This window comes from Kocuria sp. CPCC 205261 (genome assembly GCF_040981025.1).
Lineage (GTDB): Bacteria > Actinomycetota > Actinomycetes > Actinomycetales > Micrococcaceae > Kocuria > Kocuria marina.
Map to the genome: position 1 here is coordinate 110,756 of NZ_JAVKPU010000004.1, position 25,199 is coordinate 135,954.

The following is a 25,199-nucleotide window of genomic DNA, read 5'->3' on the forward strand; positions in this document are numbered from 1 at the left end:
CTACAGTGGGCAGTAGCACGTCATAAGCCCCTGACTTGTGGGCGTGGACCGTCATACTCGAGCAGTCCGGAGGTCAGAATCATGGCTGATGCCATTCAGAACAACCACCCCGTCCGCTTCGCCGTGGTGGGCGTGGGACAGATCTCTCAGCAGGCGTTCATCCCCGGGCTCTCCCGGATCGAGGACGCGGAGCTCGCGGCCTTGGTGACCTCGAGCCCGGAGAAGGCGGAGGCGCTGGGTCAGGAATTCGGTGTGGCCACCTACTCCTACGAGGAGTACCCGGCGCTGCTGGAGTCCGGTGACATCGACGCCGTGTACGTGGCCACTCCCGTCTTCCGCCACCGCGAGTTCGCGGAACCCGCACTGAAGGCCGGGATTCACACCCTGCTCGAGAAGCCCATGGCCACCTCCGTGGAGGACTGCCAGGCCATCACCGATGCCGCGAAGCAGAGCGGGGCAACCCTCATGGTCGCCTACCGGCTGCACCAGGAACCCGCGACCGTGGAGATGATCGAGAAGGTCCGTGACCAGCAGGTCATCGGTGACCCGCGGTTCTTCACCGCGACCTTCTCCCAGGACATCACGGAGGAGAACCACCGCGGTCACTCGGGCTTCTGGGGTGGGCCCATCCCCGACATGGGCACCTACCCCCAGAACATGGTCCGCAACCTCTTCCACGACGAACCCGTGGAGGTCTACGCCAAGGGAGTTCGCACCCCGGGCCGCGAGTTCAACTTCGACGACACCGTGGCCGTGACCCTCACCTTCCCGGGTGAACGGGTGGCGCAGTTCACCATCAGCTACGCCTCCGAGTCCGCCGAGCAGTTCACCGTGGCCGGGACCAAGGGCGAGATCAGCGCGCAGCCGTGCTTCGGTTTCGGTCCGGGCGTGGGCATCGAGTACACGCTCACCCAGGAGGGCTCCTCCGAGAGCTTCGCCCACGACCCCGTGGAACAGTTCGGCGGCCAGACCCAGTACTTCGTGGACTGCCTGCGCCGGGGCGAGGCCCCGGAACCGGACGGCGAGGAGGGCATGCTGGACGTGCGCGTGAACGAGGCCGTCCTCGAATCGCTCGAGACCGGCCGCCCCGTCACGCTCAAGCCCTATCAGCGGGAACGGACGGTGACCTCCGAGCAGGTCCGCCGCGTCACCCCCGCGGACGAGCCGGAGGACGACGAGCTCGTGGACCAGGTTCCCCAGAACGGCTGATCTCCCGCATCCCGGGCCCCTCGACGAACGGACAGCACTGCCATGACACACCAGTACATCCATGAGACACGGTTGTCCCAACCCCGGGAGCGGGTCTTCGCGTGGCACGAGCGCCCCGGAGCCCTGCCCCGCCTGACCCCGCCGTTCGGTGGGGGCCCCGACCAGGTGCGCCAAGCGCCGTCGGACGGGATCGAACCGGGCTCGGAAGCCAAGCTGGGGATCTCCGTGCCCGGGACGTTCGGCATGGTGCACCTGCCCTGGACAGCCGAACACGGTGAGTGGGATCCGCCGCGGTACTTCACGGATCGCATGGTCAGCGGGCCGTTGGGGGAGTGGGAGCACCGGCACGTCTTCGAGGAGACGGAGAACGGCGGGACCCTGGTCCGGGACCAGGTCACGGTGCGCCCACTGCCGGAGTGGGCGGGCAAGCTCAACGACCTGGGTGAGCGCGTGATGACGCCGCAGCTCGAGCGGATCTTCGCCTACCGGGAACGTCAACTGCGTGCCGACCTGGACTTCCACGACCAGCACGACGGGCCCCGGCTCACCATCGCGGTGGCCGGTTCCTCCGGGCTCGTGGGCACCCAGGTGTGCGCGCTACTCGAAACGGGCGGGCACACGGTGCTCCGCCTCAAGCGCGGCGGCGCCACCGGTGAGGGTGTCATCGGCTGGGACCCGGACGAAGGGGTGCTGAACCCGCACGATCTGGAGGGGGTCGACGTCGTCGTCCACCTGGGCGGCGAAAGTATCGCTACGCGTTTCACGCCCGCGAAGAAGCACGAGATCATGCGCTCGCGCGTGGACAGCACCAACCTGCTCGTGCGCGCGCTGGGCCAGGTGTCGGCCGAGAAGCGCCCGCGCGCGCTGGTGGTCGCCTCCGCGATCGGTTACTACGGCACCGGGCGGGGGGACGAGATCCTCACGGAGGACTCCGCGTCCGGGGACGGTTTCCTCGCGGAGGTGTGCCGGGAGTGGGAACGTGCCGCGCACGGGGCCGCCGTGTACGGCATGCGCGTGGTCAACGTCCGCACCGGTCTGGTGCTCTCACCCACGGGTGGCCTGCTGAAACCGCAACTGCCCCTCATGGAGGCCGGTCTGTCCGGGCCCATGGGCGGCGGGAAGCAGTGGCAGAGCTGGATCGGCCTGGACGACATGGCCGGTGCCGTGGCCCACCTTGCGCTGAGCGACGACGCCGAGGGCCCGTTCAACGTGGCCGCCCCCGAACCCGTGCGGCAGAAGGAGTTCGCCAAGACCGTGGCCGGTGTGTTGCACCGCCCCGCGGTGGTCCCCACACCCCTGGCCGGTCCCAAGGCCGTTCTGGGGGCGCAGGCCACCGAGGAACTCGTGGCGGCGAGCCACCGGGTGGACGTCGGCAAGCTCCTGGCCAGCGGGTACCGGTTCCGCAACGAGGACCTGCGCAGCTGCGCCGAGCACATCCTGGGGCGCACCCGCTGAGGCTGAGCCCGCCGCTCAGGTGTGATCGCGGAACACCGCGGGGGCAGAGTTCCACCGGTCGGGCGGTGTCCCTCTCCTCCCCGGGAGCGGATTCGGTATCCTTTTCCCGTGACATCTCAACACAACCGGCCCGCAGCGTACTTCGGTGCGCTCCCCTCGGCCGATGACAAGGAGTCGGACAGTCCCGGGCAGCGCCGCTGCTCCCCTGACATCCGCTCGTTCGGTTCCCCGTTCCCTTCCCGCGCCGATGCGGTGTGCATTGAGGTGAGCTGGTGCTGACTGCCTGGCTGCTCCTCCTCGTCTTTCTCCTGCTGGTCCTCGCCAACGCCCTGTTCGTGGCGGTCGAGTTCTCGTTCCTCACCGTGGACCGCCAAGCGGTCCAGCGCGCGGAGGCCGAAGGCGACAAGCGCGCCAGGACCATCGAGCAGAGCCTCAAGAAGACCTCCACCAACCTTTCCGGTGCCCAATTGGGCATCACCGTCACGAGCCTCCTGGCGGGCTTCCTCACCGGTCCCAGTCTGGGCACCCTGTTCAGCGAGGGTCTCGGGTGGACCGGCGTGCCCGACGCCGCTGCGGTGGGTATCGCGACCACCGCCGCGTTCATCGTCGCGACCTTCACGCAGATGGTGTTCGGTGAACTCGTCCCCAAGAACTGGGCCATCGCGGACCCCCTGCGGGTCACCCACGTGGTCGTGCTGCCGCAGAAGATCTTCATGGTGGTCTTCGGCTGGCTCGTGACCATGCTCAACAGCTCCGCGAACGCGGTGCTGCGCATGCTCGGTTTCACGCCCACGGAGGAAGTGGCCAACGCGCGCACCGCGGAGGAACTCGCGTCCGTGGTGAGCCGCTCCGGGCGTGAGGGCACGTTGGACGCGGGCACCGCGGAACTCGTGGCCCGGTCCATCGAGTTCGGTGACCGCACTGCCGCGGACGTGATGCGTCCCCGCCCCCGGGTCACCTTCCTGGACGCGGACGACACCGTGGAGCACATGCTGCTCACCGCGTCCGAGTCCGGTCACTCCCGGTTCCCCGTCACAGGGGAATCGGTGGACGACATCGTGGGCGTGGTGCACTACACCCACGCGCTCGCAGTTCCGTTCGAGGAACGCGCGGTGGTGCGCGTCGCGGACGTGTGCGTCCCCGCGGACGTGGTCTCCGAATCCATGACCCTGGACCCGCTCATGCGTCAACTGCGCAACAAGGGTCTGCAACTGGCCGTGGTCGTGGACGAGTACGGCGGCACCGCGGGCATCGTGACCCTGGAGGATCTCATCGAGGAGATCGTGGGGGAGATCGACGACGAGCAGGACACCCGGGTGCAGCGCTTCCGCCGCACCCGCGACGGTGGCCTGGTGGTCTCCGGACTGCTGCGCCCGGACGAACTGGGCGACGTGCTGCGCGTGGACATGCCCGAGGGCGAGGAGTCCGACACCCTGGGCGGTCTCATCGCCGAGGAACTGGACCGGCTGCCCAGCGTGGGCGACAAGCTCACCCTGGAAGCGATCGACCACATCCACCGCGACGACGATGACCTCCCCACCAAGGCGCAGATCCACCTGGCCGTGGTGCGCATGGACCAGCACCGCGTGGACCGCATCATGGTGCACCGCGAAGGCGGCAATCCGGACGAACGGGGCGGTTCGACGTCGTCCACGTCCTGGCGCCCACCCGGGCGGCCGGACCCGCTGGGCGGTGAGAACCGCGACCCCGAGACCGCGGAGGAATTCCGGGTCTCGCACGGCGACCGTGTGGGCGCCGCCGGTTTCCACCGGGACGAGGACGTGTCCGTGGAGGACCCGCGTGAGGAGCAGCAGCGATGACCACGAGTACCGCCATCATCGTCCTGGTCCTGCTTCTGGCGGGCAACGCCTTCTTCGTGGCCAGCGAGTTCGCGATGGTATCGGCCCGCCGCGACCAGCTCGAACCCCGCGCCTCGGACGGATCCAAGTCCGCGAAGTACGCCCTCAAGGGCATTGAGAACGTGTCCGTGTCCCTGGCCGCCACCCAGCTGGGGATCACCGCGTGCTCCCTGCTGATCGGTGCTGTGGGTGAACCCGCGATCGCACACCTTATCGAGATGCCCCTCGAGGCCGCGGGCATGCCGTCCGCTCTGCTGCACCCGATCGCCCTGGCGATCGCGCTGCTGATCGTGACCTTCCTGCACATGGTCCTGGGCGAGATGGTGCCCAAGAACATCGCCATCGCGGTCCCCAGCCGCGTGGCCCAGGTGCTCGGCCCCGTGCTGCACGGCTTCGTGGTGGTCTTCCGCCCCACCATCTGGGTCATGAACGAGACCGCCAACCACCTGGTGCGCTGGCTGTTCAAGGTGGAGCCCAAGGACGAGGTCGCCTCGGCCTTTACGTCCGATGACGTCCGCGGTTTCGTGGCCGAGTCCGGCCGTGAGGGCCTGCTCGACACCGACGAGATCCGATTGCTCACGGGCGCGTTGAACTTCGAGAACAAGACTGCCGCCGACGTCGCCCTGCCCCTCGCGGGCATGCGCACCGTCCCGTCCGACATCACCGTGGCCGGGGTCGAGCAGTTGTGCGCGGAGACGGGCTTCTCGCGCTTCCCCGTGCGGGACGTGAACGAGCGGCTCATGGGCTACGTCCACACGAAAGACGTGCTGGGGTTGCCGGAGACCGCTCGGGAGCAACCGATCCCCGCGGCCATCATCCGCCGCTTCGCGCGCGTGGCCCCGGAGGACAAGCTGCGCAAGGTCACCCGCACCATGCAGGCCAACGGCGCGCACTTCGCGCTGCTGGGCCAGGTGGCCCGGGACTCGCGCACCACGGACGAGTCTGTGTACATCGTGGCGCTCGAGGACGTGCTGGAGGAGCTCGTGGGCGAGGTCCGCGACGCCACCTCCAAGGCCGATCAGGACTCCGCCGCATGAGCCCGCGGAAGCTGTACCGGATCGCCGCGATCGCCGAGGCCGTCACGTGGGCGCTGCTGATCCTGGGCATGATCGCCAAGTACGGATTCGGTGCCGGTGACTTCCCCGTGCGCCTGGCCGGGGGGATCCACGGGTTCGTGTTCCTGAGCTACTGCGTCTCCACCGTGGTGGTCTGGACGGACCGGCGCTGGCCGGCCGCCACGGGCGTGCTGGGCCTCGTGCTCTCCGTGGTTCCGTTCGCCACGGTGCCGTTCGAACGGCACGTGGAGCGCAAGGGCCTGCTCGCGGACGCGTGGCGCGTGGCCCCCGCGGGTCACGCGCGCACCGGGGCCGGCACCACGTCGGACGGACGGGTTGCGGGGGACGACGACGCCCGCGCCACCTCCGCCACCCCTGGCGGGGTCCCGAGCGGGCTGCGTGAGCCCGCCCGCACTCCCGCGGAGCGGCTGCTCGCGGTCATCCTGCGGTGGCCCGTGCTCTCCGCCCTGGCCCTGCTGGTGTTCGTGGTGGCGCTGTTCTCGGTGCTGCTCACCGCGGGCCCGCCCACCGAGTGGTTCTCCTGAGGGGAGCCCCACGGTGGCCCGCTCATCCCCTCGCATGATGCACACCGCAGGCCCCGCGGGGCGTGATCGCTGGACTGGTCACCGGCTTGCTTCTGACCCTCGTGGCCTCCCTGGGCCCGGCGCGGCGGCACTCGACGGTCTGCGCGGCTCCCGCTCCGCCGACGGCATTCCGACGCCGCGCAGCGCCTCGACGTGCAGGAAGCCACCAAGCTGGAGGAGTCCGTCGCGAAGATCCTGCACGTGGGCACGGATGAGCTGGGTGGAGCCTTACTCGAGAAGGCCGGCTACGTGAACCTCCTGGACATCCTGCTTGCGGTGATGCTGGCACTGCTCGCGGTGGCCATGGTGGTCTTCGTCCTGGGGATCGCCTCCACCACGTCCCTGTCCGTGTTGGAACGCTCCCGGGAGAACTCCCTGTTGCGAGCGCTGGGGTTGTCCAAGCGGCAACTCGGGGCGCTCATCCGGCGGGAAGCCCTCGTGATCTCACTCGTGGCCACCGTGGTGGGCTGGCTCTTCGGGATGCTGGGGGTGATGTCCCTGGTCGTGGAGGGGATGACCGTCCGGCCCGTGGTGCGGTGGGGTGGTTTTCTGCTCATTCTGGCCGGTGCGGTGGTGGTGGCGGCCATCGCCTCCGCGCTGCCGGTGCGACGGGCCACGAAGCTCAACCCGGTGGAGGGGCTGGCGCGGGTCGACTGACCCGTTCGTTCCGGCACGGCGGCGCCCTGAACGGCCCCGTTACAACGCCCCGGCTGAGTACCGCGAAATGCTCGGCCGGGGCTTCGTCACGAGTCCCGCGTCAACCGATCCGCGGTGTCCAGCAGGCGCTGCAGGATCTGCTGCTTCTCCTCCGGGTCCTCCGGCAGCAGACCCATGGACGCCCGTTGGTAGAGCCCGTCCCCCATGCACTGCACGGCCGTGGCGATCATCGGGTCCCCCACGTCCTCGAGGACCACGCGGTACCACTCCCGGGTCACGCGCTCGCAGGTCTCTCGGGCGCCGGGCTCGCCGGACTGCACCATGCGGAAGGCCACCATGAGGCTGCGGTCCAGGGGGCTGTCCTCGTAGAGGGACGTGGCCAGGAACTCCCGTGCGGCACCCCGGGGGGATTGCGTGAGGCGGGTCAGGTCCTCGCGGGCCATCTCCTCGCACCGGGCCAGGGCGGCGTCCACGAGCGCTTGCCGGTGGGGGAAGTGGTAGAGCAACCCGCCCTTGGACACCCCCGCCCGGGCGGCGACGGCGTCCAGGGTCGCGGCACGTTCGCCCTCCGACAGCACGAGGTGTTCGAACGCGGTGAGTAGTTTCTCGCGGGCCATGGGTTTGCGGGGCATGGGTGTAGTGAACCTCACGGGGTGGGAATCATTGCCAGCCTAACCATGTTAACTGTACCGTCTAGACGGTAAAGACTTGGCGAGAGGCTCCTGTGAAGGAGCTCGGTACAACCGTGTACGGCTCGCACATCCGAATCCGCAGCTCTTCTCCCAGGAGGTTCCACGTGTCCGTGATGGTCGATCAACACCGCAAGGCCGATGCCCGTGGCTGGGCCGCCCTGGGCGCCCTCATGTTCCCGGTGCTCCTGGTCTCCGTGAACAACACCGCCCTGAGCTTTGCCCTGCCCGCGATCTCCGCGGGGCTGCGTCCCACCGCAGCGCAGCTGCTGTGGATCGTGGACATCTACCCCCTGGTCCTGGCCGCCCTGCTGATCCCCATGGGGAGCCTGGGGGACCGGATCGGGCGGCGGCAGATGCTCATCATCGGTTCCTCGGGCTTCGGCCTGGTCTCCTTGGGCGCGGCCTTCGCCCCGAGCGCCGAATGGCTGTTGGCCGCCCGCGTGGGGATCGCCGTGTTCGGTTCCATGCTCTTGCCCACCACGCTGTCCCTGTTGCGCACCGTGTTCCAGGACGATCGCCAGCGCAGCCTTGCCATCGCGATCTGGACGGCCGGGTTCAGCGCCGGCGCCGCCCTGGGGCCCATCGCCGGGGGCTTCCTGCTTAACCACTTCTGGTGGGGCTCGGTATTCTTGCTGGCTGTCCCGGTGCTGATCGCGTTCCTGATCGCGGCCCCGTTGCTGCTGCCCGAGTCCCGTGACCCCCACCCGGGACCGGTGGACCCCGCGTCCATCGTGCTCGCGATCCTGACCATGGCCCCGATCGTGTACGGCATCAAGACCATGGCCACGGGTGGCTCCGCTCTGCACGGTGTGCTGTTCATCGCCGTGGGTGCGCTGTCCGGGTTGTTGTTCGCGCGCCGCCAGGTGGTCAAGGACTACCCCATGCTGGACCTGCGCTTCTTCCGCAGCCCCCGGTTCTCGGGTGGGTTGTCCGTGAACGTGGTGTCCAACGTGGCGATGTTCGGGTTCCTGTTCTTCCTCACCCAGCATCTGCAGCTGGTCAGTGGCATGGACCCCATGACCTCCGGTCTGTTGATGGTCCCCGGGCTGCTGCTGGCGATCGTCGCCGGGCTCACCGCCGCGAAGCTGGCCTACACGATCGGATTGCGCAACGCCGTGGTGCTGGGTCTGTTGCTCGTTGCCCTGGGCTTCCTCCTGGTGTTCTTCACCGATCAACAGGCCTCGGCGCTGCCGGTCCTGGGCGGGTTCACCGTGATGAGCGCGGGTGTGGGTATCGCGACCACACTGTCCACCGACCTTGTGGTCTCGTCCGTGCCGGAACGCAAGGCCGGAGCGGCGTCGGCCGTGTCCGAAACCGGGTACGAGGTGGGCGCCGTGCTCGGCACCGCCGTGCTGGGTGGTGTGACCACCGCGTTCTACCAGGCCCACTTGGACCTGCCCGCGGCCCTGGATCCCGCGAGCGCGCAGGCCGCGCACGAGACGCTGGGTGGCGCCCTGGACGTGGCCGCTCAGTCGCCGTTGCAGGCTTCGATCGTCGACGCCGCCACGGCCGCCTTCTCCTCCGGCATGCAGTGGAGCTCGCTCGTGGGCGGTCTCATGGTGCTGGCCGTGGCCGTGGTCCTAGTGCGCGTGCTCCGCGCGGACCGCCGCATGCCCCGCACCCACTGACCGGACCGCGGTGCTGTAGCGGTCCTCCTCACACGAGTCCTTCGAGTCGATGGATGCCCGTGACCAGGTCCGCTGTCGTGGGCGCTGCTGCGTAGCTCAGGCGAACGCGCGGGACGTCGGGCTGGTCGGCGTGGAAGTAGGTGCCGGGGGCCAGCGCGGTGCCGCGCGCGAGGGCTGCCGAGAGGAACTCGCTCTCGTCGGTACCCCGGGGAAGGCGCAGCCACAGGTGATAACCCCCGCGGGGGTGATCGGGGAGGACGTCTGCTCCCAGGGTCTCGACGACCGTGCGGACCGCCAGCCGCCTGCGCTGCGTGAGCGCCGTCTGCAATCGTGCCAGGGACCGGCCACTGCCCGCATCGCGGTGGACAGGGCGGCCTGCCCGCCACCCACGACCAGCACGTCCTCGCGCCCCAGCCCCGCCCCGGGGCGGGAGATCACCAGGCCGCGCTGTGCGAGTAGCGCGCGTGCCCGGGACACGGGGGAGGCGCTCGCGCCGAAGCGGGTCACGAGAGCCCGGTGGGACGGAAGCCGCGTTCCCGCGGCACGTGATGTGATGTCCCGCGTCAGTTCCCGGGCGATGTCCTCGGAACTGCTACTTCGATCATGAAAGCTTGTCATAGCGCTACTGTTCCCACCGCAGTATCGGTTCGGGGCTCGGGACGGGCCGACGGCGTATGGGGCAATGGCCCCCTCCTCGCGTCCCTGGGTGTCGTCGCCTTCTCCCTGAGCTTCCCGGGCACGGTCTTCGCCCTGGGCCGGTTCGAACCCTGGACGGCCACCGGACTACGAGGCACCATCGCAGCGGCACTGGCCGGGACCGCCCTCCTGTGGGCCCGCCCGCCCGTGCCCGCCCGTCACGACTGGGTGGGGATCACCGTGGTGGCACTCGGCTGCGCCCTGCGCTTCCCCTTGCTGACCACTCTGGCGCTGCAGACCACGTCCGCTTCGCACTCCGCGGCGGTCATCGGTGCCCTGCCCATGGCTACCGCCGTCATCTCCACGCTGCGCACCGGGAACCGGCCGTCGTGGGCGTTCTGGTGTGCGGCCGCCGCGGGAGGGGCGGTGGTCGTGGGATTCGCCCTGTTGCAGAGCAATGGGGTACCCGGCATCGGGGATCTCTATCTCGTGGCCGCCCTCGTGGTGTGTGCCGCGGGCTATGCGGAGGGCGGGAGATTGTCCTCCCGCATCCCCGGCTGGCAGCTGATCGCATGGGGTGTGCTTCTGGCCGCTCCCGTGAACCTGGTCGTGACGATCGTTGCTGTGCCCATGGAACCCGTCCACCTCTCCGCGCGCGGTGTCGCGGGGCTGCTGTACATCGCGGCGGCCTCCCAGTTCCTGGGATTCGTGGTCTGGTATCGCGGCATGGCGCTGATGGGCATCGCCAGGGCGAGTCAACTGCAGCTGATGCAACCGCTCCTGACCCTTGTCTGGACCGTCCTGTTGCTCGGCGAACCCCTCCCGGATCCGGCGGGGCGCCCGTAGAGTGACAGGGAGCGGCGTCGTCGGACCGGACCGGACCGGACCGGGCGGGCGACGTGGATCGTCGGCACGAGGAAGTGAGGCGCGGGCATGAGCACACTAGAACTGATCGCGGACGCCGCGCAGCGGCCCCTGGAGGCGGCGCGGGCCGCCGTGGAGGGGGCCTCCGCGGACACCCTCAACGAGATGCCGCGCGGCGAACTGAACTCCATGTCCTGGCTCGTGTGGCATGCGGCGCGGCAGCAGGACGCCCAGGTCGCGGAGCTGCGCGGAGCGGAACAGGTGTGGCGTTCCGGCGGGTGGTGCGAGAGGTTCGGGCTGGACCGCCCGTGTGAGGACTTCGGCTTCGGGGACGATCCGCAGGCCGTGGCGAGCGTGCGCGTGGACGGCCCCGAGTTGCTGCTGGGCTACCTCGAAGCCGTCACGGACACCACGGCCGAGTACGTGCGCTCCCTCTCGGATGCCGAGCTGGACGAGGTCATCGACGATTCTTGGGACCCTCCCGTCACGCGGGGTGTGCGGATCGTGTCCGCGATCGACGACGCTGCCCAGCACGTGGGGCAGGCCGCCTACGTCCGCGGGCTGGTCGAGCACGGCTGGTCCGGGAAGTACTGAACACGCGGGGATCTTAGTCTTCATGAAACTACATGGACACCACCGGTTCACCTACACTGGCTGTACTGACTATCGGGCCGCGGGCTAACGGTGCCGAAGTCCATCCCGGGAGACACGATCGCCTCATGACTCGTTCACGCTCACGCGCCGCGGCGGCCAGGAAGCCGTCCATGGCGCTGACCGCCTTCACGTCCTTCTCCATGCTCGTGGCCGTGAGCGTCGCGCTCAGCAACGGCACAGAAACCGCCCCCTGGCAGCCAGCCATGGCTCACGACGCGCAAGGCCCCCAGCGCCCGGGCGTTCCCGCTCCCGACGACGCCGCCGCGCGGCCGGCTCAGGCCTCCCTGTTCGCCGTGGTGCCGGACCAGGCGGCGATCGCCGCGTCCCACGACGTGCCGGTGACCGCCCCGGGCACGTTCGTCCGCAATGCGGTGGACATCGCTTCCGGGGGTTCCGGTCCCCGCACCTCCGGAACCGGAGGCGCGGGCGCTGCCGGATCCGGAAGCGGTTCGGGCTCGAGCAGCTCCGGGAGCGGCGCGGGGGACACGTCCCCCGTGGCACCGAGCACGCGCGCTCCGGCGACCTTCGAGGGTGAGCTGCCCGTCAACACCATCATCGCCCCGGCCCAACCGGTGGTCGTGCTGGACGGCGGCCGGTTCGGATGGCGGATCGCCCCGGACACCAAGCAGAAGGACTTCCACAACGGCACGGACATCTCCGTACCGGAGGGCACACCCGTGGTAGCCGCCCTGGACGGCACCGTCACAGCGGTCTTCTGGGACGTGTGGGGTGGCAACCGGGTGGAGGTCACGCACGCGGACGGCATCAAGACCACGTACAACCACCTCAAGGACGTCATGGTGCGCGTGGGGGACACCCTGCGCGCCTCCGAACAACTGGGCACCGTGGGGCAGACGGGTCTGCGTGTCACCGGCCCCCACCTGCACTTCGAGATCTGGGTTCACGGCAAGGTCGCGGATCCGGAGTCCTTCGACTGGGAGACCGGTAAAGGTGTCATCCCCGCGTCGCGCGCGCCGTATTCCACGGAGGACCAGGCCGCGATGCAGCCTCCCGTGGATCCGCACGCGGAACCCGGTACCGATTCCGGTCCCGCACCGGCCGACGTTCCCGACGCAGATCACGAACGCGTGATGGCACTCGGCCGGAAGACCCCGCAGCCGGTAGCGGCGTCGTCGAACTCCGGAAAACCGGCCGCCGCGAAGCAGGCGTCCGGCGAGAAGGCCGGGAACGACGCCAAGAAGTCCGCGCCCCAGGCTGCGCCGGCCACGACGGCACCTGCCAAGAAGGGGCCCGCTCACGAGCCAAGGTCGACGACGACGCCGCGCCCGAACACGACCCCGTCCGGAGCATTCACGCCGGGCAGGTCCAAGCAGACCCCGGGCCGGGTGACACCGGGAGGACACGACTCCGGCGCCGAGAAGCCGGGGGACAAGACTTCCACGCCGATCCCGTCCGAGTCCGGTGGTTCCACGGGTAAACCGAGCGATCCGGGCACGCAGAAGGTCGACCCGAGCGGCTCCCCGACTCGGAGTGCTACGCCGATCCCGTCGAAGTCCGGTGGGCCCACGGGCACCCCGAGTGGTCCAGGGAAGATCTTGCCCACCCCGAATCCGTCGACGTCCGGGCGCCCCAAGCCATCGGGGTACACCGAGCCCGTGAATCAGCTGACCACGCTGGAGCAGGTGCAGCAGCGCACGCAGCACCTGCTGGCCACGCAGTTGGTGCTGACCCCGGCTCAGCAGTTCGGACCCGCCACGCTACTGAACACTGAGTTGACCTCGCTGTCCCAGCGGCTCACGGATTCCAAGCTGGCCGCCGCGGATCCGTCGTTCGCCGCGCAGCTGAACAAGACCCAGCACGCGGTGGCGGCGGCGTCGGCGAAACCGGAGGGCAAGAAACTCACCGCGGCGGCCACGGCCGAGCTGACCACGCTGCAGAAGCTGGTGGCCGATGCCCCGCCGTACCAGCCCCCGGCTCCCTCTGCCAAGGACGGGTGAGGATCGGGGTTCCACCTCCCGCCCGTAACGGCGGTGGGTACCCGTGGGCCGGCGATCCCGCCCACAGCGGCGGGCGACACCCCGGTGTTCCGGACATAGAGGTGCTTACCCGAAGGGCCACCCCGCTCGCACGCGGGGTGGCCCTTCGGGTCGCGGGTGGATCAGTGGGCGGTACGCACCCGCATGCCCGTAGCGGGGCGGGTCAGCATGTGGGTCCACGAGAACGTGAGGTCGTCCGGGTCGGTGCCCAGTTCCACGTTCGGGCGGGCCAGTGCCACCACGGCCGCGGACAGGGATGTCACCGCGATCTTCTCACCGGGGCAGCGGTGGCCCGTACGGACCTCGGCACCGCCCTGGGGGATGAACGTGCGGATGGCCTCGGCGTCGTCGACCCCCATGAAGCGTTCGGGGTCGAAGGTGCCGGCGCGCTCCCACGAGGCGGGATCGTTGTTGGTGCCCAGGATGTCGATCAGCACGCGCTGACCCTTGTGGATGGGGCAGCCCTTGATCTCAGTGTCCGCGGTGGCCTCGGCGGGGAGCATCGGGACGAACGGGTAGACGCGGCGGACCTCTTGGGCGAAGGCCACGGCCTCCGGGATGTCGAGCAGAGAACCACCCCGTGCCTGGGACGCCTCGTGGATACGGGCGGCCCATTCCGGGTGCTCCACGAGTGCTGCCCCGGCGAAGGCCGCGAAGCGAGCCACCGCCACGTTGGGGCGGGTGAGGTTCTGCAACTCCACCGCGGCGGTCTTCTCGTCCACGAGGCCACCGTTCTCGTCCACGAGACGCGCCATGTGGGCGAGCACCGAATCCGGGTCGGCGGCCACGGTGCCCGAACGCACACCGTGGATCAGCTGCGTGAACGTGCGATCCAGGCGGAAGCGCTCGAACCATGAGATCGGGTGCGTGGCGGGGCGCCCAAAGGTGTCCAGCAGACGGCTCATGCGGCGGGCCTGCCGGTCCATCTCCTGGCGGCTCCACGGGATCCCGGCCCAGCGGAAGGACGCACGGCCGAAGGCCAGGGCCGTGCCGTCGTAGACGTTGCCGGGGGAGGTCCATTCACGGATGAGCATCTCGAGTTCCTCGGCCACGAACGGCTTGTACTGGGCCACCCGCTCGTCCTCATAGGCCATGTCCGCCATCTGGTTCTTACGTGCGGCGTGGGCGTCCCCGTCCAGGGCGTGGACGGCACCCGACCCGAAGAGCGGGCCGCGGATGAACAGGGGCATGGCGCCGTGGCGCTTCATGCGGGAGGTGTCGTAGAAGAGGTCCACCCCTTCTTCCCCGCGCACCAGGACCGAGCGCTTGCCCAGCAGGTTCATGCTCACCGGGGCGGCGGACCCCGGGGAGACGCCCGTGCGACGTCGTACGCGTGAGGCGAAGAGGTAGCCCGAGCGCAGGAAGGAGAGGACTTGGTCGGGGCGGGTGCGTCCCGCGGTGGAAGTCATGCTCCGATCGTACGGGTACTGACCTTTCGCCGACTGGGAGGTTTCAACGCCGGGCGCGCACCCGCAGGGCGCCCGCGAAGAGGAACGCGAACAGGCCCATGAGCGGGAAGACGAACAGCGCGGTCCGCAACCCGGCGGCATCGGCGAAGAGGCCGATCAGCGGGGGCGAGAGCACGAACACGATGCGCATGCACCAGCTCACCAGGGTGAGGCCCGTGCCGGGTCTCAGGCCGGGGGCGCGGTCCGCGGCGGCATAGGCGTTGGGGACCATGGTCGCGCAGCCGAAGCCCGCGAGGGCGAACCCAGCCAGGGCCACCCACGGTGTCGGCGCGAGCGCCACGGCGCCCAGGCCCACGAAGATCAGTACGCCCCCGATGCGCGTGACCAGCACAGCGCCCAACGCGTCGATCAGCCTGTCCCCCAAAAGGCGACCCACGAACTGCGCGCCCACCAGGCTGACGTAGCCGAGCCCCACCATGCCCACGGGTGCGCCCAGGGCGTCCCGCAGGTAGACGGCGGACCAGTTGGAGCCCACGTCTTCCACGAGCACCCCGGACATGGCGACGACGGCGATCGGCAGCAGCGCGAGCGCGGCCACTCCCGCGCTACGCGGGAGCTTGGGCATCCCGGCGGTGTCCAGGGGGGCGTTCTCGGCCTGGGTGACGGCATGTTCCGCGTGGTCGTCGGGGACGGCCCAGCGCATGGCGAAGGCCGCCACGGCCGCGAAGATGACACCGCTGATCAGGAAGTGCCAGGGCAGGGGTAGGTTCATGGCTGCGGCGGCGGTGCCCATGAGGCCGCCGATCACGGCACCCACGCTCCACAGGGCGTGCATGGAGTTGATGATGGAGGTTCCGGCGAGGCGTTGTACTCGCAGTCCTTGCGCGTTCTGCGCTGTGTCCACGAGGGCGTCCAGCATGCCCGCGACGAACAATCCGATCCAGAACACGGCCACGAGGGGAACGGATCCGGCCACGAACACCGCGGTGGCGAGCAGGATCGAACCCACCACGGCGACGCGCGCCGTTCCGAACCTCCGCAGGATGGGGGCCGGCAGGGGGCCCGCCACCACACCTCCGATGGGGAAGGCGATTAGCGCGAACCCGTACAGGGCGTTGGACAGGTCGTACATGTCCTTGATCTCGGGCAAGCGAGGCAACAGGTTGGAGAAGATCGCGCCGTTGGTGAGGAACAGCAGGGACACCGCGATGCGCGCTCGGGTGATCCGCAGGCGGTCCATGGCCGGTGGTGGGGAAGCTGGCGTCACCCCGTCAGGCTACGGGCCGGGGAGGGTGGAGCACACTCGGGGGTGGTGTGTGCGTGAGTCCGCAGGGCCTGAATCCGCGGGGTTCGTAACATGAACATTTTGGGTGAGAAATGCGTGAAAAGTACACCCACCGGGGTGTTTGACATGTATGTCAAAAGCGCGCATTGAGTCATTCGCCCGAAATAATCGGAATCTCCCACCAAGCCAAGGCATCGTCAATATCGACATTTTGCGCCATGCAGAACGTGGATTCGTCCAGGACGCCTCCCTCCCCACGAGGCCCCTGGGGGTCGATTTAGGTTGTGCGAGACCTATGGTTAACTGAAAGAAGCCTCAGGACTGGGGCTGGACCGAGTCTCCCCGGGCCCCGGTGTGAGAACTCAAGAAGGAGTGAAGAACATGGCAGGCAACCGTTCCGTCGTCTTCCGCGGCGTGAAGAACATGCAGGTTGAGGATCTGGACTTTCCGAAGCTCCAGATGCCCAACGGCAAGAAGGCACCCCACGGTGTTGTCCTGAAGATCGTGGCTTCCAACATCTGCGGTAGTGACCTCCACATCTACCGCGGGTCCTTCCCCGCCCCGGAAGGCATGGTCATGGGGCATGAGATGACCGGGGAAGTCGTGGAAATCGGCTCTGACGTCGAGTTCCTGAAGGAAGGCGACCTGGTCTCGGTTCCCTTCAACGTGGCTTGCGGCCGCTGCCGCAACTGCCGCAACGGTCGTACCGAGGTCTGCCAGACCTGCAACCCGGACGCCGATGCCGCTGCCTACGGCTTCAACCTGGGCGGCTGGGACGGCGGACAGGCCGAGTATCTGTTTGTTCCCTATGCGGACTTCCAGCTGCTGAAGTTCCCGGACCGTGACCAGGCCATGGAGAAGATCCGCGATCTGGCGCTTCTCTCTGACATCCTCCCGACTGCCTTCCACGGCCTCATGGAGGCTGGCGCCAAGCCCGGGTCCACTGTCTACATCGCGGGGGCCGGCCCCGTGGGCCGCTGCGGCGCCGCAGCTGCGCGCCTGCTGGGGGCGTCCTGCATCATCGTCGGCGACCATGACAAGGATCGCTTGGCCCTGATGAAGCGCAACGGTTGCGAAACCATTGACCTCAACGAGGATGTCCCGCTGCAGGACCAGATTGAAAAGATCCTTGGCGAGCCGATGGTCGACTGCGCCGTGGACTACGTCGGCACCGAAGCTCACGGCATCGGCAAGGACGCGGACAAAGAGGATCCGGCCTATGCGATCAACCAGGTGATCGACGTTACCCGGGCGGGAGGCGCCACCGGCATCATCGGCATCTACGGGCCTGACCCCCTGGCGGATTCCAAGGACGAGCAGAACGGCATCTACCCGATTGAATTCGGCAACGCCTGGATCAAGTCCCCGAAGATCACCGCTGGCCAGGCGCCGATCATGCATTACAACTACGAGTTGATGCAGGCGATTCTGTGGGACCGCATGCCGTACCTGTCGGACATGCTGCAGACCAAGGTCATCAGCCTTGACGAGGCTCCTCAGGCCTACGCGGACTTCGACAACAGCTCGCAGGAGAAGTACATCATCGACCCCCACGGCATGATCGCCTCCTGATCTTGCTCACCCGGTAGTGAGGCCCTGGCAATTTGCCAGGGCCTCACTACCGCCAGGACGCGCCCCAAGCTGAGGGCGCCTTTTCGTTCTCTCCTATGGCCGGTCAGGAAAACAGCTGGCCGTGAACACGGTGCCAGGGGTTCCACAGCACCCTCCGTTGACGGCGCGTCGAGCTGGAGGAAGCGGGGGCCACCATCACCTCCGCCGAGTGGCAGATGCCCATGACCGCACTCATCGCTGTAGGCCTCATTCACGGCGAAGGTTTCCATACCGCCCCCCAGACCAGTCCCTTGGCATCTTCCGCTCAAACCCCTGAGGCATCGGAGAGCACCGGTCGGCTGCTCGAGCGCGTCCGTGAGCTGGAAACCGAGGTCCAGGAATGGCGCCGGCGCGCCGAAGTTGCTGAAGCACGAGCCGAAGAACGCCGGCGAGCTCTCGACGCCCTGCAAATCGCCAACGAAACCGAGCGCATGGCGCTGCGCATGCTCACCGGGCAGAGCTCCCACATCACGCAGGCTCCTACTACTCCAGAACCTGTTCGTCCCACCCGACGGCAGAGCCGGAAACGTCACCGGAACCCGCAGCCCCTGTGGTACCGCCCGAGCCGCGCCGCGGGTTCTTCTCCCGCATCTTCTCGGCCTAAGCCCAGCTACAGGCCCCGCCCGTGGTCCTCCCGGCCAGGACCGGGCGACAAAGATGCTGCGCCTGTTCCAACGAATGAAGCGGGGCTACCCGCTGTTGCTGCTGGGGCGCCGGGGGTTGCTTCCGAGGTGCTGGGGTGTCTCGTTCCACGACCTTGCGGATCTGCTCCCACTCCGCGCGGCGGACCGCTACCACCTCGGTCTTTTGCTCCTGCTGCTGACGCACTGTGACCACCGAGCGTTTACCCCGCCCCGCCTCACGGCGCCGCGGCGCCGTCTGCAAACCGTGCTCCAACGCCAGCCGGGTGCACGCGCTCTGGGCCGCACGCCGGTCGTTGCGCCCGTGCCACACCGTCCCCTCGTCACTGACCCGGCACACCACCACATGCACATAGTCATCAGCGTGGCGGACCATCACCCACGGGTGCTCCTCGAAACCCATGGGATGCGAGACGTCTCGTGAGCGCCTACGTGAGGGCATGACGAAAGCGCGAATTTCCGGGTTTCTTCTACCCTCGGCGATTCTCGCAACTATGTATCGTAACCCAGTGACTAGAGTTGTGTACTCATCGTTGGTTGCGAGACACTCGGGGTCGTCATGGGAAAGCTCATCGGTTATGCGCGGGTCTCGACCCGGCGGCAGGATGCCGACCGGCAGGTCGAGGACCTGCTAGCGGCCGGGGTCCGGCGGGATGACCTCTACGTCGATCAGGGGGTGTCCGGGGCCCGGGCCTCCCGGCCGAAGTTCGACAAAGCGATCGCCGCGCTGCATGAGGGGGACACCCTGGTGATCACCACCCTGGACCGGCTGGGCCGGTCCACCCAGAACATGCTCGCTTTCGCCGAGACCCTCAGAGAACGAGGTGCAGGGCTGCGGGTGCTGAGCCTGGGTGGGGGAGACGTGGACACTCACACGCCGATGGGCTCGATGGTGTTCACGGTGATGGCCGCCTTGGCCCAGATGGAGCTGGAGATCAAGCGCGAACGCATCACCGACTCCGTCGCCAAACGACGGGCCGCCGGTCAGGACCTCGGCGGCCGGCGCCCGACCTTTACCGAGTCGCAGATCCGCAGTGCCGCCCACCTGGTCGAGTCCGGCCAGCCCGCCACACAGGTCGCCCGCGATCTGGGCATCTCCCGAGCCACCCTCTACCGACGCATCCGCGACCTACCCGCTGCAACGTAGCGCTCTTGACACAGCCCCTCGTCTGCAAGCGGCAACATGGGGGGCATCCAGACTTATGCCATACATCGGTGCCATGCCAGAAGACTGGAAGACAGGTGCCAAGGTGGGGACGATACTGCCGTCTACTGGCGCCGACTTCTGCGGGCGACTTGGGTGATTGTGACCCTAGCCCCTTTCATTTTGCCCTGTCAGGTGGCGCGGCGGCGATGACGCCAAGCTGCGATGCCGGCCAGGACGGCAGCGACGGCGAGGAAGGGCAGGCCGAGCCGCCAGACCTCTCCCTCGACCTGCGTGGCCAGGCCGATGCAGGAGACGAGACCGGCGACCGGCAAGAAGGACGGGACGCGGAAATGGCGGTGCTGAACGGCATCGCGGCGCAGCACCAGGACGGCGGTGTTGACCGCGGCAAACACCACGAGCAGCAGCAGGACCATGGTGCTGGCGAGAATCTCGAGCGTCCCAGTGAGGGAAAGAACCAGGGAGAGGCCGGTGGTGACGATGATGGCCACCCACGGTGTCCGACGGCGGGGCAGTAGCCGGGCCAGCCCTGCTGGCAGAAGTCCGTCGCGGGCCATGCCGTAGGCCAGGCGGGAGGACATGATGCCGGTCAGCAGGGCGCCGTTGGCCACTGCCACCAGGGCTATGAGGCTGAAGACCACCGGAGGGATGATGCCCGCGGCGGTGACGACCTGCAGCAGAGGAGCGCTGCTCTCGGCCAGGTCAGCCGTCGGGACGACCGCCGAGGCCGCGACCCCCACCAGTGCGTAGACAACGCCGGCGACGATGAGAGCGCCGAAAAGCGCCCGGGGGTAGGACCGGGCCGGATCCTTGGTCTCCTCGGCGATGTTCACACTGGTCTCGAAGCCCACATAGGAATAGAAGGCCAGCACGGAACCGGCGAAGACGGCGGCGAGTGGGCCGTTCTCAGATGTCCCCAGCTCGGTCAACCGACTAAGGTCGCCGTCACCCCGGGCCACCACGATCGCGCCGAGGACAATGACCAGGAGCAGGCCGGAGACCTCGATGATCGTGGCCACCCGGTTGGCGCCCATCGACTCCGAGATGCCCCGCGCGTTCAGTGCTGCGAGCAGACCCAGGAAAACGACCACGACCAAGGTTGTGGGGAGGGTGATGAACTCTGTCAGGTAGTCACCTGCGAAGCCCAGGGCCAGCGCCCCCACTGAGATGATGCCCGCCGAGAGCATGCAGAACCCCACCAGGAAGCCGACGAACGGACCGAAGGCCCGGGTGGCGTAATGGGATGACCCGCCGGCCCTCGGATACTTGGTGGCGAGTTCGGCATAGGAACCGGCGGTGAGCAACGCGAGAACGAGGGCCACCACGAGCGGCACCCAGACGGCGCCTCCCGCGATCCCGGCGATCTCACCGGCCAATACGTACACGCCGGCACCGAGCACGTCACCGAGGATGAACAGGAACAGGCCCGCAGTGGTGACCGTACGGCGCAGACCCCGCCCTTGGGCGCTGGTAGAGGTTGATGACATGAAGCAACAGTAGACCCGGCTGGCCGCCAGGGTACTCAGTTTGCTCAGACCCGCTCCGATACCAGCAGAAGAGTTGAGTCCTGACTGGACGCTCGAGATCCTCGGCACCACCGTTCTGCACCAGGGTATGGATTAGCTGCCCAGGACGATGGTGGATACGAACATCTCTACCCCGCCGGCCAGTTATGTCGACCAGACGTCGGGTCCGTCGATGGATTCGGAGTCGCCCGGCTCGCCCCACTGTTGGAGTCGACTCCGACACAGAGTCGGCTCAGACGGGGAAATACTGCAGTTGGTTAGCCCTTGGGGTGAGGCAGTGCGGCAGTTACCGTGAGTCGAGTCAGGCCGATACGCGGGGAGGGAACACCCTGCCCGCCTAGAGAAGGAGACGCAGTATGTTCATTCATCAGCAGAAGCTCCAGTACAACTCCAGACCGGAGAAGCCTGATGCGGTGTATGCGCGCAAGCTTCAGGAGGTGATCGGGGGCCAGTATGGGGAGATCACGGTGGCGATGCAGTACAGCTTCCAGGCGTGGAACGCGCACATTCCCGGCAAGTACCGTGACCTGTTGTTCAGCACGGCGGCGGAGGAGTTCGGCCACGTGGAGATGCTGGCCACCATGGTGGCCCAGCTGCTGGAGAAGGCGCCGTTGGGTATCACCGAGGATGCCGTCCAGGATGATCCGGCCGTGGCCGCGGTGATCGGCGGGACGGATATGCAGCAGGCGATCGTCTCCGGTGCCGGGGCGCGGCCGGTGGACAGCATGGGCAATCCGTGGACTGCCGGGTATGTCACCGCCAGCGGCAACCTGCTGGCGGACATGACCTCGAACGTGAATGCGGAGATGCAGGGCCGGACCCAGGTGGCGCGGCTGTATCACATGACCGACGATCCGGGGATCCGGGACCTGTTGTCCTTCCTGCTGGCCCGGGACACCATGCACCAGAACCAGTGGGTCGCGGCGGTGCGTGAGTTGCAGGCGGACGGTCTGGAGGAGATGCCGGTGCCGAGCAACTTCCCACAGTCCAAGGAGGCCAGCGAGCACGCCTACACCGCCTACAACTTCTCGGACGGGGAGGCGATGGAGCAGGGATCGTGGGCCTCGGGCCCGACCCCGGACGGCAAGGCCGAGTTCTCCTATCAGCCCGAGCCGATGCCGGGAGTGCCGATGCCGCCTCCCACCCATCCCGATGCCCGGTTCTACGGCACCACGGAGCTGCCGAACATCGTCGAGAAGGCCGCTGGAACCATTCAGGACAAACTCAACAAGGAATAGGCCCGCGGGCGACCTTCGACGGTGTCCCCGGTCGCATCCGGCTGATACCCTCGCGTTCACCCACCCCGCATGTATCAACACATCTACAACCTCTGAAGGCTGCAATGATCAAGTGGCTTCACAGCATGGGAATCAAGTCCGAGTACGCCTACGCGGCCGGTTTCGGCTCCATCGGGATGACGTTCGCGTCCTGGCTCGCCTCGCGCGGCAAGCCCGATGACTCACGGGCACAGTCCGACCGCTGGGGCATCTTCGTCGGCCAGTGGGCACCGACCTTCCTGGCTGTCGGGATCGCCCTGCGGCTGGAAGAGCAGAAGTCTTTGACCATGAAGAAGTGACTCCCTAAGTCACTAGCGCAGGAAGAGCCCGGGGCCGGTCGGTCCCGGGCTCCTCGTGTCGCAGGCCGGAGAAGAGATGATTCGTTCCCGAGATCACGGAGACACTTCATGAGCGCCCCGAGCGGGGCGCCTCCTACCAGTGCCGCACCGCCTACATCTACGCCACCACGGAGAAGGGTGCCAAAACCCTCCGCGCGGAGCTGGATGCCGCGCAGACCGCCGATCCGTCCGTGGCTTGGACGGCCGCGATACGCGGGATCTCTACAACCTGGTGGAGGAGATCGCCCAGAAGGGTGCAGCGGTCGGGTTCGTTTCGGAGCGGATCACCGTGGACTGCCACGGCGCGTCTCCACTAGATTCGTTGATGCTGGGAATCCTTGCGGCCTTCGCGGAGTTTGAGCGGCGCAGGATCAAAGAGCGACAGGCTGAGGGGATAGCGATCGCGAAGGCTAGCGGGAAGTATGCGCAGACTCCCAAGCTGTCGGCAGACGACGTAGAGCAGGCGCGGGCCATGGTCGACATGGGGATCCCCAAAACCGAAGTGGCTGCGCGGTTCAAGGCCGCCAGACGTTCTATACAGCCCTTGGGACTGCTGCACGAATAGGTGACATCTGATCTGTGACGCTGTGAGGCATCGCTAGAAGAATGAACACCGCGCCCAAGCCCCATCCCCAGGAGTTCCGCGACGACGTCGTGAACGCCCCAGGGGGCAGGACAAGGGGCAACGGCGTCCACCAGATGGACTTACCCGCTGGCCTCACCGGATGCCAAAGCGAGGTAGCGGTATACAGTAGCCCGGCTGACCCCGAGCAGCTTGGCGATCTCTGGCGGCGTGAGTCCCGCATGCCGGTACTGGCCAGCCTGGCGAACCCTTTCCGTCTCTGGGGTGACTGCCGGCCGACCACCTCTACGGCCGCGGGCCGCGGCCGCGGCCAACCCGGCCTTGGTGCGTTCGGCAAGTTGGTCGCGTTCGAGCTGCGCGAAAGCGGACATCACTGTGAGCATTGCCTTGCCCATCGGCCCGGTGGTTGCGATCCCCTCGGTAAGGGACCGGAAGTTGATGCCCTGGGACTCGAGCCGGTCAATCAGCTCAAGCAGCTGACGGGTGTTGCGTCCCAGCCGGTCGAGTTTCCACACCACGACCTCGTCCCCGGCGCGGGCGTGCTCGAGCAGCTTGTCGAGCTGGGGGCGCTTGGCCTTGGTCCCACTGACCCCATGGTCGGTGTAGACCTTCTGGCATCCCGCGTCCTTCAGGGCGCGGGTCTGTAGGTCCGCGTTCTGCTCGACAGTGCTCACGCGCGCGTATCCCAGGCTTGCCATCCGGTCCTCGTCTCAATAACTCGACTGTTTTCGGTTTGTTGAGACGATAGCAAATGAGACAGGCAAATGAGACAAAAGGGCACGGTTGTGGCGTTGGTGGGTTGCGTGTGGAGTTCGCCGGTAGGTGGCGTGCTTCTAGTTGTTGTGGGTCATGAGGTTCTTGTCGCGGGTGCGTCGATGAGATGAGGAACGGGCTCCTCGCCACAGGATGGAAGTTCCTACACCGTCCGTCCGTACGAGAGAGCCCGTTCATGACCCACCGTAATGCACCCCTGACCCCGACCGGCCGGCTGCGCATGGTGGCCCGTCACCTCGAGGACGGGATCCCCAAGGCCCACGTCGCCGCCGAATTCCACGTCAGCCGTCCGACGGTGTCCACCTGGGTGGCCCGCTACCTCGAAGACGGCGAGGATGGCCTGGCCGACCGGCCCTGCACCCCTGTCGGGAGTCCGTTCCGCACGGCCCCGGAGGTGGTGGAGCGCATCGACGCCCTGCGCCGGGGCCGGAAGTGGTCGGCCCGGCGCATCTGGCACCACCTGAGCGCCGGCGGCTACGACAACGACCCCCAGGACGAGAAGGGCCCCGGGCCCTTCCACGCCCCCGTGACCATCGCGCTGCGCACCGTGGGCCGGTGGCTGGCCCGGCTGGGGATCTCCCGGTTGCGCGACCTCACCCCGGACGGAGAGGACTCCCGCCGGGTCCCGCGGCGAATCACCGCGCACTGGCCCGGGCACATGGTCCACCTGGATGTGAAGAAGGTCGGCAGGATTCCCTACGGCGGCGGGTGGCGTGCCCACGGCCGCGGCACGACCAAGGCCCTGGCAGCCAAACGCGGTCCCGGGGCCAGGATCGGCTACACCTACCTGCACACCGCCATCGACGGGTTCTCGCGCCTGGCCTACACCGAGGCCCTCGACGACGAGAAGGCCACCACCACGATCGGGTTCTTCGCCCGGGCGAGGGCGTTCTTCGCCGCTCACGGGATCGAGCGGGTCCACCGGGTGGTCACCGACAACGGCGCCAACTACCGAGCCAAGGACTTCACCCGCACCGTTGAGGCCCTGGCCTCGAAGCACCAGCGGATCCGCCCCTACATCCCGAGGTACAACGGCAAGGTGGAGCGGTACAACCGGTTGCTCGTCGACGAGGTCCTCTACACCCGGACCTACGCCACCGAGCACGACCGCCGGACCGCGATCGGGACCTGGGTCAATCACTATAATTACCACCGCCCGCACACTGCCTGCGGCGAGAAGCCCCCGGCCTCACGCGTCCCGGCCCGTGTCAATAACGTCATGCCCTCTTACATCTAGGGAAAAAGCCATGTTGTTGACGCGTGCCGGGGTTCATGAAGCCGGGAAGCCGGTGGGGCGCCG

Annotated in this window: 23 protein-coding genes and 1 pseudogene; 17 read left to right on the plus strand and 7 right to left on the minus strand. The window is 67.9% G+C overall.

All coding sequences use genetic code 11. The features are described from left to right. The first annotated feature begins 81 nt into the window (after positions 1–81). From RF646_RS06000 to RF646_RS06030, 7 genes are all read left to right on the plus strand, one after another. On the plus strand, positions 82–1,209 hold the full coding sequence (locus tag RF646_RS06000) for a Gfo/Idh/MocA family protein (RefSeq protein ID WP_368835465.1): 1,128 nt from the start codon (positions 82–84) through the stop codon (positions 1,207–1,209). A 42-nt stretch (positions 1,210–1,251) separates the two neighbouring features. Beyond that, positions 1,252–2,664 (plus strand): TIGR01777 family oxidoreductase, encoded by a 1,413-nt coding sequence (locus RF646_RS06005; protein ID WP_064847114.1) that lies wholly within the window; start codon positions 1,252–1,254, stop codon positions 2,662–2,664. A 108-nt stretch (positions 2,665–2,772) separates the two neighbouring features. Beyond that, a complete protein-coding gene (locus tag RF646_RS06010) occupies positions 2,773–2,943 on the plus strand; it encodes a hypothetical protein (RefSeq protein WP_156523453.1) in 171 nt (56 codons plus the stop codon). Then, positions 2,937–4,484, plus strand: a complete 1,548-nt coding sequence (locus RF646_RS06015; protein WP_098054611.1) for a hemolysin family protein — start codon at positions 2,937–2,939, stop codon at positions 4,482–4,484. Before RF646_RS06010 ends, RF646_RS06015 begins: the two co-directional genes overlap by 7 nt. After that, on the plus strand, positions 4,481–5,560 hold the full coding sequence (locus RF646_RS06020; protein WP_368835466.1) for a hemolysin family protein: 1,080 nt from the start codon (positions 4,481–4,483) through the stop codon (positions 5,558–5,560). Before RF646_RS06015 ends, RF646_RS06020 begins: the two co-directional genes overlap by 4 nt. Further along, entirely contained in the window at positions 5,557–6,123 is a 567-nt protein-coding gene (locus tag RF646_RS06025; RefSeq protein ID WP_368835467.1) for a DUF3817 domain-containing protein, read from the plus strand. The genes RF646_RS06020 and RF646_RS06025 overlap by 4 nt, the downstream gene beginning before the upstream one ends. 192 nt (positions 6,124–6,315) lie before the next feature. Further along, positions 6,316–6,819: an ABC transporter permease gene (locus tag RF646_RS06030; RefSeq protein ID WP_368835468.1), complete on the plus strand. Its 504-nt coding sequence runs from the start codon at positions 6,316–6,318 to the stop codon at positions 6,817–6,819. An 86-nt stretch (positions 6,820–6,905) separates the two neighbouring features. On the opposite strand, the gene RF646_RS06035 is transcribed toward RF646_RS06030, so the two are convergent. Continuing rightward, positions 6,906–7,451 carry a TetR/AcrR family transcriptional regulator gene (locus tag RF646_RS06035; protein ID WP_368835469.1) on the minus strand — a complete coding sequence of 182 codons (546 nt, stop codon included), beginning with the start codon at positions 7,449–7,451 and terminating at the stop codon, positions 6,906–6,908. 173 nt (positions 7,452–7,624) lie between these two features. Here RF646_RS06035 and RF646_RS06040 point away from each other — a divergent pair, with 173 nt between their 5' ends. Then, positions 7,625–9,139 carry an MFS transporter gene (locus RF646_RS06040; RefSeq protein WP_368835511.1) on the plus strand — a complete coding sequence of 505 codons (1,515 nt, stop codon included), beginning with the start codon at positions 7,625–7,627 and terminating at the stop codon, positions 9,137–9,139. A 28-nt stretch (positions 9,140–9,167) separates the two neighbouring features. On the opposite strand, the gene RF646_RS06045 is transcribed toward RF646_RS06040, so the two are convergent. Both RF646_RS06045 and RF646_RS06050 read right to left on the minus strand, forming a co-directional pair. Further along, positions 9,168–9,467 (minus strand): hypothetical protein, encoded by a 300-nt coding sequence (locus tag RF646_RS06045; RefSeq protein WP_368835514.1) that lies wholly within the window; start codon positions 9,465–9,467, stop codon positions 9,168–9,170. Positions 9,468–9,565: 98 nt separating this feature from the next. Further along, a pseudogene (locus RF646_RS06050) lies at positions 9,566–9,757 on the minus strand (GntR family transcriptional regulator); the annotation flags it as partial. Between RF646_RS06050 and RF646_RS06055 the strand changes: the two are divergent. The 3 genes from RF646_RS06055 to RF646_RS06065 all read left to right on the plus strand — a co-directional run bounded on the left by RF646_RS06055 (position 9,743) and on the right by RF646_RS06065 (position 13,251). Continuing rightward, positions 9,743–10,621: a DMT family transporter gene (locus RF646_RS06055; RefSeq protein ID WP_368835470.1), complete on the plus strand. Its 879-nt coding sequence runs from the start codon at positions 9,743–9,745 to the stop codon at positions 10,619–10,621. The pseudogene RF646_RS06050 and the gene RF646_RS06055 overlap by 15 nt on opposite strands. Positions 10,622–10,708: 87 nt before the next feature. Next, positions 10,709–11,233, plus strand: coding sequence for a DinB family protein (locus RF646_RS06060; RefSeq protein WP_368835471.1), 525 nt, complete (start codon positions 10,709–10,711; stop codon positions 11,231–11,233). Positions 11,234–11,358: 125 nt separating this feature from the next. After that, the gene (locus RF646_RS06065) at positions 11,359–13,251 is read left to right on the plus strand and encodes a peptidoglycan DD-metalloendopeptidase family protein (RefSeq protein ID WP_368835472.1); all 1,893 of its coding nucleotides are present in this window, start codon (positions 11,359–11,361) and stop codon (positions 13,249–13,251) included. A 161-nt stretch (positions 13,252–13,412) separates the two neighbouring features. On the opposite strand, the gene RF646_RS06070 is transcribed toward RF646_RS06065, so the two are convergent. Both RF646_RS06070 and RF646_RS06075 read right to left on the minus strand, forming a co-directional pair. Beyond that, positions 13,413–14,699 (minus strand): cytochrome P450, encoded by a 1,287-nt coding sequence (locus RF646_RS06070; protein ID WP_368835473.1) that lies wholly within the window; start codon positions 14,697–14,699, stop codon positions 13,413–13,415. A 43-nt stretch (positions 14,700–14,742) separates the two neighbouring features. Next, positions 14,743–15,966, minus strand: coding sequence for an MFS transporter (locus tag RF646_RS06075; protein ID WP_368835474.1), 1,224 nt, complete (start codon positions 15,964–15,966; stop codon positions 14,743–14,745). A gap of 399 nt (positions 15,967–16,365) precedes the next feature. Between RF646_RS06075 and RF646_RS06080 the strand changes: the two genes are divergently transcribed. Both RF646_RS06080 and RF646_RS06085 read left to right on the plus strand, forming a co-directional pair. Continuing rightward, a complete protein-coding gene (locus RF646_RS06080; protein ID WP_368835475.1) occupies positions 16,366–17,556 on the plus strand; it encodes an alcohol dehydrogenase catalytic domain-containing protein in 1,191 nt (396 codons plus the stop codon). A gap of 1,239 nt (positions 17,557–18,795) precedes the next feature. Then, on the plus strand, positions 18,796–19,383 hold the full coding sequence (locus RF646_RS06085) for a recombinase family protein (RefSeq protein WP_368835476.1): 588 nt from the start codon (positions 18,796–18,798) through the stop codon (positions 19,381–19,383). Positions 19,384–19,571: 188 nt separating this feature from the next. On the opposite strand, the gene RF646_RS06090 is transcribed toward RF646_RS06085, so the two are convergent. Beyond that, complete coding sequence (locus RF646_RS06090) at positions 19,572–20,888, minus strand: APC family permease (protein WP_167317932.1); 1,317 nt, start codon at positions 20,886–20,888, stop codon at positions 19,572–19,574. Positions 20,889–21,283: 395 nt separating this feature from the next. On the opposite strand from RF646_RS06090, the gene RF646_RS06095 reads away from it, so the two are divergent. The 3 genes from RF646_RS06095 to RF646_RS06105 all read left to right on the plus strand — a co-directional run bounded on the left by RF646_RS06095 (position 21,284) and on the right by RF646_RS06105 (position 23,107). Beyond that, positions 21,284–22,165: a manganese catalase family protein gene (locus RF646_RS06095; protein WP_035965578.1), complete on the plus strand. Its 882-nt coding sequence runs from the start codon at positions 21,284–21,286 to the stop codon at positions 22,163–22,165. A 104-nt stretch (positions 22,166–22,269) separates the two neighbouring features. Continuing rightward, the gene (locus RF646_RS06100) at positions 22,270–22,503 is read left to right on the plus strand and encodes a hypothetical protein (RefSeq protein WP_035965577.1); all 234 of its coding nucleotides are present in this window, start codon (positions 22,270–22,272) and stop codon (positions 22,501–22,503) included. A 271-nt stretch (positions 22,504–22,774) separates the two neighbouring features. Then, positions 22,775–23,107, plus strand: coding sequence for a recombinase family protein (locus RF646_RS06105; protein WP_240919039.1), 333 nt, complete (start codon positions 22,775–22,777; stop codon positions 23,105–23,107). Positions 23,108–23,247: 140 nt separating this feature from the next. Here RF646_RS06105 and RF646_RS06110 read toward each other — a convergent pair whose 3' ends face one another. Further along, a complete protein-coding gene (locus tag RF646_RS06110; RefSeq protein WP_035965574.1) occupies positions 23,248–23,823 on the minus strand; it encodes a recombinase family protein in 576 nt (191 codons plus the stop codon). A 251-nt stretch (positions 23,824–24,074) separates the two neighbouring features. Between RF646_RS06110 and RF646_RS06115 the strand changes: the two genes are divergently transcribed. Next, positions 24,075–25,136: an IS481 family transposase gene (locus RF646_RS06115; protein ID WP_167317933.1), complete on the plus strand. Its 1,062-nt coding sequence runs from the start codon at positions 24,075–24,077 to the stop codon at positions 25,134–25,136. The last annotated feature ends 63 nt before the right edge of the window (positions 25,137–25,199 follow it).